The organism is Roseomonas elaeocarpi, assembly GCF_042433915.1.
GTDB lineage: Bacteria > Pseudomonadota > Alphaproteobacteria > Acetobacterales > Acetobacteraceae > Roseomonas > Roseomonas elaeocarpi.
Genome location: NZ_JBHLUN010000002.1, coordinates 556,733 through 569,003, shown reverse-complemented (window position 1 = coordinate 569,003; position 12,271 = coordinate 556,733). Strand labels below are relative to the sequence as shown.

Annotated in this window: 9 protein-coding genes; 4 read left to right on the top strand and 5 right to left on the bottom strand. The window is 56.3% G+C overall.

What is annotated here, in order from left to right:
- Positions 1–65 precede the first annotated feature (65 nt).
- A complete protein-coding gene (locus ACFFGY_RS04260) occupies positions 66–1,796 on the top strand; it encodes a DUF6538 domain-containing protein (RefSeq protein ID WP_377043149.1) in 1,731 nt (576 codons plus the stop codon).
- A 128-nt stretch (positions 1,797–1,924) separates the two neighbouring features.
- Here the strand turns inward: ACFFGY_RS04260 and ACFFGY_RS04255 are convergent, their stop codons facing one another.
- From ACFFGY_RS04255 to ACFFGY_RS04240, 4 genes are all read right to left on the bottom strand, one after another.
- On the bottom strand, positions 1,925–2,785 hold the full coding sequence (locus tag ACFFGY_RS04255) for a hypothetical protein (RefSeq protein WP_377043148.1): 861 nt from the start codon (positions 2,783–2,785) through the stop codon (positions 1,925–1,927).
- A gap of 211 nt (positions 2,786–2,996) precedes the next feature.
- Entirely contained in the window at positions 2,997–3,392 is a 396-nt protein-coding gene (locus ACFFGY_RS04250; RefSeq protein ID WP_377043147.1) for an ASCH domain-containing protein, read from the bottom strand.
- A gap of 714 nt (positions 3,393–4,106) precedes the next feature.
- The gene (locus ACFFGY_RS04245) at positions 4,107–6,719 is read right to left on the bottom strand and encodes a hypothetical protein (RefSeq protein WP_377043146.1); all 2,613 of its coding nucleotides are present in this window, start codon (positions 6,717–6,719) and stop codon (positions 4,107–4,109) included.
- Between the two features lie 106 nt (positions 6,720–6,825).
- Complete coding sequence (locus ACFFGY_RS04240) at positions 6,826–8,445, bottom strand: GmrSD restriction endonuclease domain-containing protein (protein ID WP_377043145.1); 1,620 nt, start codon at positions 8,443–8,445, stop codon at positions 6,826–6,828.
- Between the two features lie 203 nt (positions 8,446–8,648).
- Here ACFFGY_RS04240 and ACFFGY_RS04235 point away from each other — a divergent pair, with 203 nt between their 5' ends.
- The gene (locus ACFFGY_RS04235) at positions 8,649–9,164 is read left to right on the top strand and encodes a hypothetical protein (RefSeq protein ID WP_377043144.1); all 516 of its coding nucleotides are present in this window, start codon (positions 8,649–8,651) and stop codon (positions 9,162–9,164) included.
- A 511-nt stretch (positions 9,165–9,675) separates the two neighbouring features.
- On the opposite strand, the gene ACFFGY_RS04230 is transcribed toward ACFFGY_RS04235, so the two are convergent.
- Positions 9,676–9,942: a hypothetical protein gene (locus ACFFGY_RS04230; RefSeq protein ID WP_377043143.1), complete on the bottom strand. Its 267-nt coding sequence runs from the start codon at positions 9,940–9,942 to the stop codon at positions 9,676–9,678.
- Between the two features lie 363 nt (positions 9,943–10,305).
- On the opposite strand from ACFFGY_RS04230, the gene ACFFGY_RS04225 reads away from it, so the two are divergent.
- Together ACFFGY_RS04225 and ACFFGY_RS04220 are read left to right on the top strand one after the other, a co-directional pair.
- The gene (locus tag ACFFGY_RS04225) at positions 10,306–11,562 is read left to right on the top strand and encodes a hypothetical protein (RefSeq protein WP_377043142.1); all 1,257 of its coding nucleotides are present in this window, start codon (positions 10,306–10,308) and stop codon (positions 11,560–11,562) included.
- Complete coding sequence (locus tag ACFFGY_RS04220; RefSeq protein ID WP_377043141.1) at positions 11,540–12,154, top strand: hypothetical protein; 615 nt, start codon at positions 11,540–11,542, stop codon at positions 12,152–12,154. The genes ACFFGY_RS04225 and ACFFGY_RS04220 overlap by 23 nt, the downstream gene beginning before the upstream one ends.
- Positions 12,155–12,271 lie beyond the last annotated feature (117 nt).

The following is a 12,271-nucleotide window of genomic DNA, read 5'->3' as shown; positions in this document are numbered from 1 at the left end:
CCTTGCCCGCGAATCAATGACTTAGCTCCGTTGCGGTAGGCCCTGCTACACAGGGTGCCACACTGATGAGCTTATCGTCCTCCTCCTACATGCTGTTGCGTTCCAAGCGGTGGTACTTCCGTGTGCGCGTGCCTCGGGAACATCTTTCCTTGGTTGGGAGGCGTGAACTGGTTCGCTCGTTGGGCACTGGCGACGTGCTGCTTGCTCGCTGTGTCTCGTCCGCCATACTGCTGAAGCTTCCCGAGTTGTGGGCGAAAATGGCTGCGACCAAGCACGATCTCGATTCGCTCATCAGCAGCTGGTTCGAAGAGGAGTTGGACACACAGTTCCGTTCTCTGACGAGTGGAACCTTCGGTCGCTCTAGCTCCGCAGCATCGCCAAAGACGCCTGAGGCACACGGAGAGAGCCAAGCACTGATCGCAGCTCACGCGCAGAGTAGACTAGAACAGCTCAGCGAGGAGTTCCGGAACGGGAGCTTCGACGCCATGAGGCCCGTTGCTCGGAAGATAGCAGCTGGCCTTACCCCACCGCTTCCTGAGAACAGCCAAGCCTTCCACGTGCTTCTTAAAACGCTGATGGAAGCTCAGGGGGAAGTAGAAGAGGCCCGTCTTCGTTGGGCAGAAGGGGACGTGGCGTATCGCCCATCCCTCGTGTCACATACACCAGCAACGATGGTTGCTCCCGTCACGGTGGCCGCTCCAGTACCGGTGTCCCCACCGACAGGAGGGCGCACGCTGGGAGACGCAGTTCAGCTCTACCTCGATCTTCAGCGCGGCGCTGGCGCCAAGCCTCGAAGCGTGTCTCAGAAAGCCGCTGAGTTGAGCATTCTTCTCGATGCGTTCGGACAGGACAAACCCACCGCCGATATCACGAAGAAGGATGCTGGGAAGGTCATGGAGGCCCTGCGGTTCCTGCCGCCTCGCTGGCGCGAAAAGCCCGCTTTGAAGGGACTTGCTTTCCTCGAAGCATCCGAAGAAGCGCGCCGCTTGGGTCTGAAAGCTCTGAACCCGAGAACTGTGAACGGGCACGCTCAAACATTTCGGGGCTTGTGCGGGCAAGAGGTGGATGCTGGGCATCTCACAAGCAATCCTTTCGATAGACTGGAAGTGGCGGTTCGTGCTGCGGGCGAGAGTGACAGAGCTTTCGATCAAACCGAAATGTCGCAAATGTTCAGCAAACCGCTTTTCACTGGCGCGCAAAGCCATAGTCGCCCCCACACGGCAGGGAACTTCCTAATCGCTGACTGGCGGTTCTGGGCGCCGCTTATTGCTCTCCTGTCGGGCGCGAGGGTGAGTGAAATAGCGCAGTTGGCACCTGAGGACGTATGCCAACGAGAGGGCGTGTGGTGCTTCGCGTTTCGAGAAGGGGAAGGCCGCACGGTCAAAACAGCCGCATCGGTTAGACATACTCCAATTCACGACGAACTAATCCGTCTCGGTATACTGAAGCTCGCTGAGGAACAGCAGAAGCTCAAGAGAGCCCGGCTGTTGCCTGAAATTCCAGCACCCGTGGGTGGAGATTCTGGAAAGCAGCTCAGCAAATGGATGTCCGAAAAATTCCTTCCACACCTGAAGCTGAGGAAGAGACCAGGGTTAGGCTTCCATTCGTTTCGGCATAGCATGATGACGGAGCTGCGTAGTGCCGGAGTTGATCAGGATACCGGTGACGTAATTCAGGGGCGATCTTCATCGAAGGTAGGAGCCTCATACGGGCATTTCCCTAAAACTGCTCTGAAAGCTAGCTTGGACCGTATGAAAGTGCCGGAGGAGATTGCAAAGATTCCTCCACGGTATTGACGAGAACTGGTGTACTAGATGAGTGCTGTCTAGGAGCTGTTTAGACGGCGTCTGAGGCACTTCCTGCCAATCTATGGGGGAATATGCCGGAAAACAGAAAAACCCGCTGACGAGCTTCTGTGGGGATTTTAAGGGGTGGTGCCTTTTTTCTTGTGCCAAGCCTTCAACTTATTCTCAGTTTCCTTCCGCAAGGCATCACGCTCCAGCTTTCGGCTGAGCCAAAGCAGGTCATTCTGTTCTACCCACCCTGCTTTCCTGCGGCTGGTCTTTCCGAGTGATGACGTTCCTCCAGCACGCTTGGTAGTGAAAACGTCGCCTTGGGGTCTAAGCGTCACATGTGGATCGATGCTGTCACCTGCTAACTGGTTCAGCGTTTTTCTCACGCCGTCGACTACCACAACCTCCCGTGGCGAGATCCCCTTGCTCAGGTAACGCAACTTGATGAGTTGATCCGCCACCGAAAGGGGGCTTCCCCCAAGCTCCAGCGGTGTCCTTCTGCTTTTCGGCAAGGCTGCGCCTGCGACTGGCGCCGAAGATGAAGTTGAAAAGCTCCAGCCGCCTGCCATTTGAAGGCACCGCTCCAAGCTGTTACGGAGGCTGAGCCATTCAGGGCCTTCAGGAAGATGCATCAGAAGGTGCATATGGATGCCAGGACCGCCGCTCGGTGGGTTTTCGAGCACGTAGATGAACGCTGGCGTTAGACCGTGCCTTGCGCACCAGTCCTTGATGGCCTTGCGAAAGCTTTCTGCGATCTTGCCAGCTTGATCACGGCTGGGAAGGTCAGTGCTCCAGCCTTTGGCGCCAACGAGATCAACGGTGACGAAGGTGTTCAGGGGCTTGCCAAGCTTCTGTGCGAAGAGAAAGGAGTTGCGAAGCTCGATTGCTTGGGTGCGCAAGAGGTGTCGAGACGGATCGGAGTGAGCAGTGAGCGGTGTTCCTGCTGTCGGGCCTCGTTTTGAGACGCTGTTGTCGTTGGTGGGATGTTTCATGGGAAACTCTAAAGGGATGTAAGGGGTGCTATAGGTGTTACTTACTAGCCACGCTCTTCGGAGGCAGCGATTTGTGAGGAGCGAAGCCACGCTTCCGATGCTAGTTCATTGATTTCCTTGCAACTACTTCTTAGTGCCGAGTGAAGCACAGCCCGATCAAGCCCTCAGAAACCCTCTCTCGTTCCGTGACTTACGGCGGACTGGGCTAGTTCTAGTCGGCTGGCAGTAGTTGGCGGTTTACCTCGTCCAGAACTTGCGGTTGATCATCCAGGGTCACCCAGCTTTGTGCACCTTTCGGATGACGGTACCGAACTGGATGCCTTAGCGACGTGGCGTTGCCTAGCTCCCAACAGTAGTTCCACTGCGGATTTGAAAGCAGCACTTCGGGATCAGCTTTGTGCCTTGCTCCAAGCATTAGAAGTTCGGAGTGCTGGAGTGGTCCGATGCAGCCAATCAATTCCACCGCTCCAACGATCAAGCCAGAACCTTTCCGAACTAGCAAAATCCTGCCGCGCTTTTTCAACCGAGATGTACGGAGTTCCAGCGTTTTCTCCCCGCGCAAAATTAAATTGCAATAAGGCTCTTTGACAACGAGAGCTGAGGTCATTTCCCTGGAACCTACTTGGTGTTCATGATTATGGTGGAGCCGCACCAGCTTGTCGGGCTAAATCAGCATTGACGCAAAAATTTGCAGTTGTTGCTGAGTTTTTGCAATTTCGTGCAACGATTGTTTCTGAGTAGAAGTATGCAGAATTGCTATCCATCGGCAGAATTCTGTCAATTTTCTTAATGCGTAAAGATAACGCCGCCCAACGAAACGCTAAAACCGTCGCATCTAGTTGCATTTTCTATTGTAACCTATTGATGTAAAACGATAATGTACGCCAAAGTGATCTGATAAGCAGGTCTGGCGGCAAGCTTGGTTCTCCAAGAGTGATGTAAATGGCGCCCGGAGTTTGCTGCTACCGGATCGCGAACTTTATGGTTCTTCTAGGACTTCCTCCTCGATGTGGCCGTCAAGCCAAGAGGTGTAACTGCTCATAGCAAGCACTGTGCCGCCACTGAAAAAGCTGCTGTCGCCCTCCAAAAGGCGGTTAAATACAATGAGCGAAAGCTTAGAGCGCAGCATTGGCTTGAATGGCGATCTCAGAGCCACAGCCGGCATGGCCTCCCTGGGTGAATTGAGAAGGGCGAAGCAACTTCACAAATTCTGGCTGAATAGTTCCGCTGCGTGCGGCACAATGCGAAGAAGATTGTCGCGAAGGTCTAGTGAGCCAGTCCTTCGCTTCAAACGTTCATTAACTCATCCCCATTAAGAATTCTAAGATCTCAATGAAGCTGCTTGTTCGATTGCCTCAAGATGCTCTTTTACAGATGTGACTGCCACAAAAAGTATCTTGAAGCCAACGTTCTGGTCCAAGTCTGCAAAGTTTCGGCGTATTTTGATTATTGTTTTGCTCGCCCGACCTGCTGCTCGTTGCCTCGAATCGGGTGACGCAGATGTACCCCATCGCGTGAGAGAAGCCGCAATAATACGCGCACCTTCCACGTGGGCGTCGTGCTTGCGATCGGCAAGAAGCTCGATTAGAAGCAGGAACTGCTCAAAGTCGTTACGACAAGCTGCCTCCAGGCGATTCAGCGGCCGCTCAAGCCAGCTAAGTGTGGTATCGATGCTTCGGCGATCCGCTTTCTCACCGAGCCAAAGCGCCTCCATATATGCGTCTACAGCCTTTCGAAGCCATTCAAACGCGCTGTCCCGGCGTACCCCGAGCACCTTCATTGCCCGCGAGTGATATACATAGCCCAATTTGCTGTAAAACTCGCCTTTTAACAAGCCTTGGAAACGTTCATCCTGTAGCACAATTTGACATATGTGCTCGGCATCCTCTAAGCCATACTCAGAGTTCATCTCAATGTGAAACCAACTTCTTAGCATCTCGATATTGCGATAGCGCATTTGGTGGGCCCATTTAAAATGTTCGCGTGCTTTTTCTACATAGGATGAACCAAGCTCAGTGAATGCTCTGCCCGTTAGAGCGCGGACTTGTGGGCTTGCGGACGCTTCGCTTCCTTCATGTACAACCGCCTCACCCAGCTGACTTGCCCGTACAAAATCACGCATTAAGAAGAGCCGTTCCATCTCCTGAACTATAGTTTGCTCTCGCGGAGAAATTCTGAAATATTCGGCATTAAATCTCTGCACTTTCTGCTCAAGCGTCGGAAAAAACGGAGCTTTGCGGGAGATATCCGACACGAAAGGAAGAGCCGGCGGGGAAATCTGGTAGAGTGTGCCAGAATTTGCATCGTTTATTATTGAGAGGAATATACTGCCGCATTCACTGAGTGCGTCGGCGATTTGCTGCGTAGATGTTCCAACTACGGCTAGTAATGCATCAACGTGAAAACCTGCAGGCACAAGAGAAAGTGCGGCCAGGACCTGCCGTCCTCGGCCGTTCTTATCCAGCCTATCGTATTCGCGTTGATAGAGATAACGGCGCGCCTCATCCCCGCCTTTGTCTTTGAAACTCTTAATGGCAAGTTGATAATTTCCGGAATACTTGCGTAAGCCGACAATGCTTTCGATTAGCAACGGAAGTCCACCACTTTCCTCGAAAATCGTTTCGCGCTCATGCTCTGAAGGTGGAAGTGTTGCAAACTGCACTGCGCATGCCGTTACGAATGGCTCGAACTCCGTGACTGGATGCAAACCTGGAACTTGAACCGACGAGCTAAGCGCATGGCCCGGAGGATGGCGCAGAGTGTACAACAGGCGTGTTCTGCAATTCGTCGACACAAGTTCTGTGAAGAGTGCCTCCTCTCCTGTATCAACTTTTCGCCGGCTGAGTGCGTCAATATCGTCTAATACGATAAGGCCATTGAAAGATTTGAAAAGATCGGAAAGCCGCTGGAGCAAAGCATCTTCATTAAGGCCTACGCACTCCAACCGTGTGCATGCACCCGAGTGATACAAAATTTCGACAAATTGTTCAATTGCAGATGAAAATTGTTTGCTGTCGAAATACTGCTGCGAGCGGTAAAGAACATTGAGTTCCGTCTCCTTACCGCTAAGATAAATCACATAATCCAGTTTCTTATTGTTGCTGAACAACAGCTCGTTGCCGTGTTCTGCCACTGCCGTTGCAAACTCGAAAGCGAGGGTGCTTTTCCCCGAACCGCCAGGTCCATACAGATAAAGGCGCAGCTTTTTCCCGAAGACAAACCAGTCCCAGAGATTCTCTGTCAGGGAGTCACGAGCAATGAATTCCTTCATCGTTGAAGGAGACGGTGGTAGCGATCGATGGATCCCAGTCGAGGCAAAATCAGGTTGCAGCGAGGGAGGGGCGCGATTAGCCGAATAGAGCATTGGCCAGTGTCTGGCTTTTGCCTGTACTACTTCATGCCTCTCTCGAACAAAGATTGTTCCTTCACCGTAGCCAGCAAGCTCCGTAGTCAATCGCACGGGCTTCTGCAATCCACGTCGACTGATGAGAACGACATCAATGAACCTTCCGCTCTCAGCGCCATCTGCAGATTTTATCAAGTACCGAGCATGTTTCGCTTCGATGCTCGCATTGGTAAAATCGGTGAATATGCGATTGAACGCTTCTATAGGGAACGGGCCGGACGTTCCTAAGATTGAAAGTGTCTTGTCCTGAACGCCAAAGATAATCAATCCACCAAATGCGTTATAGAACCCTAGAGCAAGCCTGAGTACTGCTTGACCGTGAGCGTCTGAAAAGGATTTCGGAACATCATGTTTGTAGTCAAGGTAGTATCCTTCTTGCATGCGTAAACGATTTTCGGCGAAGTCCAACAGCTCACCGAAAAGGATTTGAGGGGAGGTAGGGAGATGCCCAGTAGAAATTGCAGTCTCAATGCCTTCGTGTTCCAGCATGAAAACAATCACTCCACTTTCCTGCGGTACGCGGCTCAACACCGCCGATCATTTTAGACGGAGGGTCATCGAGGTTACTGGCCGGAAGGTGTGCCGTCATTCCACCTTTCGCCAGATTGACGGAGAGCAAAAAAAGTACTGTCCATCACCAACCCGTCAGCTCTCTGCAGCGCTGATGGATTGTTTTGGCGCGTTCGCGGAGAAAATCGTCATAATCGTCCGCCATCGCGGCAGCGTATGCCGCATCCGAGATTAGATTTGCATCCAACGCGGCTTTCAAGTTGCTTCCGAGCTTTTCTTCAACGTCCTTCAGATAAGCAGACGGTGCCCTGTTCGAGAATTTTTTGTTGCTGTCGGCTGTAAGCATAACGAAATTGGCTAGCAAATTAGCTTTGCGTGCCGGCACTCCCTTCCCGGTCAAGTAGTCGCGAGGAAAGAAGTGGTGATATTCCCTTGCATTGGCGTGGTGCAAGGCACGGTCAATGTCCACATTCTGTCCCGTTAGTAGGTCAACTGGACGATTGAAGGCGAGTAGCAGTGATAGAATTTTAGCGTGCGCCGTATTTAGACGGAATTGCTGGGTGAGCCACACAGCTGGCCCGGTGTCAGTTACCGGGGCTTCGAGCTCTCTCGTAATTTGAGACGCGAATTTGCTAACTGCTTGTTGATCTGATGCCATGTTGCCGGTGTTCCAACCGCCGAAGTAGCCAGTCACAGCTGTGCGCCAAAACCATTGCTTTAGTGCAAGCCTCTGTGCTGCGTCTGGATGTGGCAGAAGCCGGAAGACTTCGGCCAACACAACGATTTGGTTTGTATACGGAATGTGCCGATCCGAAGGGATCGAAAGATCTGTTGACAGGAAATCTACCACCCGCTTGTAAGCGTCTTTGATTGCGCCGCTCGCTTTGATGAGAGCGTCGGCGTCGAACCGGCGAAGATTGTCAATGCTGCCCTCTGAAAAACCGCCACCTGCAGCAGCAGACAGGCTCCGCAATATTACTTTTCTGTCAATTCTGCTAAAGTCCTTGTCGGCGATTGACTTAAGCAGTTCGTCGATCTGTTCGAATAAATCAAACTTGTCGCTCCAAGTAGCGGCTCGCATCAAATCCACGATTGTGAGTGGTGTGCCCCGGCTATTAATTCGCTCAAAGATTGGGCCCACGTCTTCAATTGACATTTCGAGAAGCGTAACCGTTGCGATTTTGTAGTCTTTCAGGCGCGCAAACAGCTTTTTTCCGCGATCTTCTAATGCATCTGCATCGGGTTCGGACTTTACGCGATTTAGCTGCGTGATGTAGAGAAAGGAGTCGGACAGCCAGTTGATGCGAACTTGATGATTGGGTGGACTAACGAGGGTGTCCATGTGGAAAAAACGATCTGTGCGAAGATCGTAAGCAAGGTTCCACTGACTATCTGGATCATCGCCGTGCCAGTAGAGTGCGCCACAAACGGAGGAGAGTCGCTGTTGCCCGTCGAGTAAGTAGTTGACTGGGTAATCGTAGCCCGCTTGGCCGATTTCAAGGTCAGCAATATTCCGCTCAGCTTTCAGCCTTTCGCGGCTTCGCCAAAGAAGAACGCTGCCGATAGGATAATTCTTCGAAATAGAGTCCCATAGATCTACAACCTGCTTTTTCGACCAGACAAAATCCCGCTGGAATTTGGGGAGAATTATGTCGCCACTCAGAATTCGAGATGCGAGTTCTTCGACGCGGTCGACTGACGGTTGCGGTGCCTTTTGCGCATCGGGCTTCGGCGCTTGTGCCATGGTCATTCTCCACATTGCTTCTCAAAACGGGAGCATTCTCTCGTGGCTTGGATGGACTTGGGCCATGCAGCTTTGAGCTTGTATCAGCTGCTATCTTCGGCTGGCAGCCAAGGTCTGCTTTAGATTGCGTGTCGGATTTTGCCTGTTAGTCCGTAGAAGTACGAGAACGTTCGGCTGCTAATACGAAAGAACCGGCAGTTACGGTGCTGGCCCTTCTCCGAAGTCGGCCCAAGCTGGGCTTGCTCAGGGTATTTCTCACGACCGGTGTTTTTCCTGAACGTGAAGAAGTTGGCCTCGCGCTGCAAGTCGGTGGACCGGGTGTAGATGCGAGCAATATCGTTCCGGAAATGCTGACCAATGATTTTCTTCAGGTCGGACGGACACTGCTTCCACCCAAAGCCGTCGGTGAGCTCGGCGTTTCGATCTTCGGGCTCCTCTGCACCCCATTGAGCGAAGTAGTGAGACGATGCTCCGAGCCCGTGCATCCAAGCTCAGAAGATTTGGAGACGCGGACTTGCAGCAGAGGCACCGCCGACTCTCGGCTGATGGTCAAGATAGTTCTGGGCGAGCTGGTGGTCATCTGGCTGCTCAGCTTCTTTGTTACGGCCATCGGTGTGTCCGCTGCGTCGGAGTCGTCATACTGCGCAGAATGCCAGCCCATACTAGAAGGGGACAGAGAGATGGCCAACGGGGAGGGATTTGGCTTGCGAGGGCCGTGATGGCTGGGTGTAACCAGCCCCTGTTCAGAAACTGCTGTTCAAGCTCGTAATACGTTCCAGCTGCTCTTTTGACTCCGGCAGTATGGCTAGCTTCCGCGTTGTACCACAAGGTGCTACACACCGCTTTGCTAGCCTTCCGTTATGGGCGCAGTCGTTGATCTACGGGGACCGGTGTGAAAGCTGGTGGAACTTCCCCTCAGCTCCACCATTCCCGCGACAGTGCTGTGGATCCTCCCGTTTCCTGCCGCTCGACGCGTCAGAACGGCAGGCCGTCGTTCTACACATCCTCACGGCCTTGGTTCCTTCGGAACGTTCTCCAGCCGGCCAACATCATCGGTCGTTCCCCGGACTTGCCTGGCCGCCCCGCTGTGCTGCCCGATGTTTCTTGGACCCTCTGTGACTGGTGATGGCCGGGCTCTGTTGCGCGTGCCGCTGACCTCGGCTGCGCATCGCGTCGTGGCCGGCGGAGCGAAGGCTGTGACGTGGTGAGCGCGGAAGCTTCTTCCGTGCCTCAGCGTATTGTCGCCAGCAGGTGCAACGTCTGGTGGATCGGTTCAGCGCTTCCCACCGGGAATACGTTTCCACGCTGCAGGTGCACATCGATCTTCAGCCCGCGCTTCAGCAACTCTTCCGCATCCTCGTTGAAAGCGCGTACCGCATCTCTGAAGCGTTGCGCCAGGAACTCGATCTCCGCGGAGGCCTTGATCTGGCTCATCAGCAGGGCTGTGTCCTCTGCTTCGCCGATGGACGTAAGCAAAACGGTCGAGTGCCGGTCCATGGCGTTGTTTTCTCCGTTTAGCGGAACTGTGGTCAAATTCATTACTATATTGAAACATAAAGCGGTGTGGTCTCCACCCACCTCCAGTTGTGTTGCCGAAGATTTAGATCTTCTTACGCTGAGCAACACCGCAGGCTGCCGAGGTGCCGTTCATCCCTTCTCCCCGGTGCCAAATGCCTCGTTCTCGGCGGTGCGGGTGAACTCATCGTCGCGCTCCGGGCATTTCCCCGGCGCTTGGCGTCCTGACGGCACCGACCTAAAGACGCCGAGTTGATCGAGGCAGGGCGTCGCTTGAGAGAAGCATCGAGCGACTGCTCCGAAGAAGCAGCTCCCTGCGGCGCGAGGGAAGCGCTTCGACGCCGCATGAGGGACTGGACGGGCCGGGGCGCCTGCCTTGGATTAGTGGCGGCCTGCCAGCGCAGCCTCCGCGTGAACGATGTCCGGCCGACCTGGGCCGGCGTCGACCGGGTCATGCCCTTGGCGCTCCTCGCATCGCTGCTGGTGCTCCGCTACGCGATCTACACCGCGGCGGCACGGCCGTTCGGCGGGCTCGTCACCGCGCTCTGCCGTTGGGACTGCGCCTGGTACGCCTACGTTGCCGCCGAGGGCTACGAGCTGGACCCCCTGCCCGGGGCGGAGGATCAGGCGAACTGGGCCTTCTTTCCCGCCTTTCCGGCGCTGACCCGGATCGTGATCGGCCTGACCGGGGCAAGTCCCGTTGCGGCCGGAGTCGCGCTTAACCTCGCCCTGCTGGGTGTCTTCGTGGTGCTCGCCATTCTCTGGTTCGAGCGGAGCTGGCCACAGGAGGCCGGCAGCGCGGGACGGGCTGGGCTGGTTGTCTTTCTCCTGGTCTGGCCCGCCGGCTTCTACCTTTCCGCTCCCCTGACCGAGGCGTTGTTCAACACCCTGCTGCTGGCCACGATGCTGTTTCTCCGGTCCGGGCTCTGGCTGCCGGCCGGACTCGCCGCGGCCGGTCTTTCGGCCACGCGCCCAAATGGGGTGATCGTGGTGGTGCTCGCCTCCATCGCGCTGGCGATCCCACCGCTCCTGCGCCTTGCTGCGCCCCACAGCATTGAGGACCGGTCGGAGGTCGCTCTCGCCCTGCTGCGGGCTGCGGCGTTCAGCGCCCTGGGTGGTTTGGGGATCGCGGGCTTCATGATCTTCCTGCACCTGCGCGTGGGTGACGCCCTCGCCTTCGTCCACGTGCAGGTGGCCTGGGGGCACGGGCTCGGCGACCCGTTCTCGACGCTGCTGCGGGGGCTGCGGGCCGCGGATCTCGCCAACCTGGCCGGCGACGTGACGCAGACGAGGAGCGAGACATTTCTTTCGCTTGCCGGCCTCGCGTCCTTCCTTGTGGCCGGCTGGCTGGCCTGGCGACGCCGCTGGCTGGAAGCGGCGGTCCTGGTCGCCACGCCGATGGTCCCGCTTAGCACCGGCTATCCGATCGGGCTGATAGGGTTGCAGCGCTACGTGCTGACCAACCCCTTCCTGATGCTCGCGATCTGGGACCTCGTGCGCCGCCTCCCGCCCACGGGCCGGGCGGCGGCGATGGCGGCGCTCGCGGCCGCGCAAGGATGGGGTCTCTGGATGTTATACCGTGGCGCCCTGGTCCTGGTCTGATCGCCGCGTGCTGGCGCCGGGGCTGGTGCTGGCCGCGGCATCCGTCGTGCACGTCGCCGCGGTCGTGCTGGCCCTCCACCCGCGGGTCGATGAAGCCTACGTGGCGCGCTACATCGAGCGGACCAGCCGGTGCCTGCGCCATCCTCCGGCGCCCGTGGTGGCGTCGCTGCCGGCGCGCCTCGTTCCCTTCGACGGGTCCTCTGACGGGCAGCGCTGCCCTGCGCTGTTGTGGGCCGGGTGGCATCCCGCCGAGCCCGGCCTGGCATGGTCCTCCAGCGGGCGCGCCGTGATCGTTCTCACTCTCCTGCCCGAGGTCTCGGCGAGGCGGCTCACCTTGTACTTTCCGCAGATGCTCGGCGCTGCGCTGCATCCACGGACCCTCCGGGTGCTGGTGGACGGGGTGCCTGCCGCTTCCGCACGGATCGATCGTGCGGGGCCGTTCGAGACGTCCGTGGCGGGGGAGCGGCTGACGCCCGGCGCGACGCACCGGATCGAGTTGCTGCTGGACCGGCTCTACACGCCCCGCGAACTGGGGCTGGGGGAGGATGAGCGAAGCCTTGGCGTGGCGCTTGCCGCCATCATCCTGGAATGATGGCCGGCGCGTCCGGCGCGCACCGTGACCGGAAGGCCATCGGCCGGCAAGGACCGCCGAAGCTCGCCGAGTGACAGCCGCGGCGCTGCCTCGGTTTGGAGGATGCTGCGCTACGTG

Excerpts from the sequence above, each read along its gene's own strand:
- ACFFGY_RS04260 (WP_377043149.1), top strand. The coding sequence starts at position 66 with ATGAGCTTATCGTCCTCCTCCTACATGCTGTTGCGTTCCAAGCGGTGG.
- ACFFGY_RS04255 (WP_377043148.1), bottom strand. The coding sequence starts at position 2,785 with ATGAAACATCCCACCAACGACAACAGCGTCTCAAAACGAGGCCCGACA.
- ACFFGY_RS04250 (WP_377043147.1), bottom strand. The coding sequence starts at position 3,392 with ATGACCTCAGCTCTCGTTGTCAAAGAGCCTTATTGCAATTTAATTTTG.
- ACFFGY_RS04240 (WP_377043145.1), bottom strand. The coding sequence starts at position 8,445 with ATGGCACAAGCGCCGAAGCCCGATGCGCAAAAGGCACCGCAACCGTCA.
- ACFFGY_RS04230 (WP_377043143.1), bottom strand. The coding sequence starts at position 9,942 with ATGGACCGGCACTCGACCGTTTTGCTTACGTCCATCGGCGAAGCAGAG.
- ACFFGY_RS04225 (WP_377043142.1), top strand. The coding sequence starts at position 10,306 with ATGAGGGACTGGACGGGCCGGGGCGCCTGCCTTGGATTAGTGGCGGCC.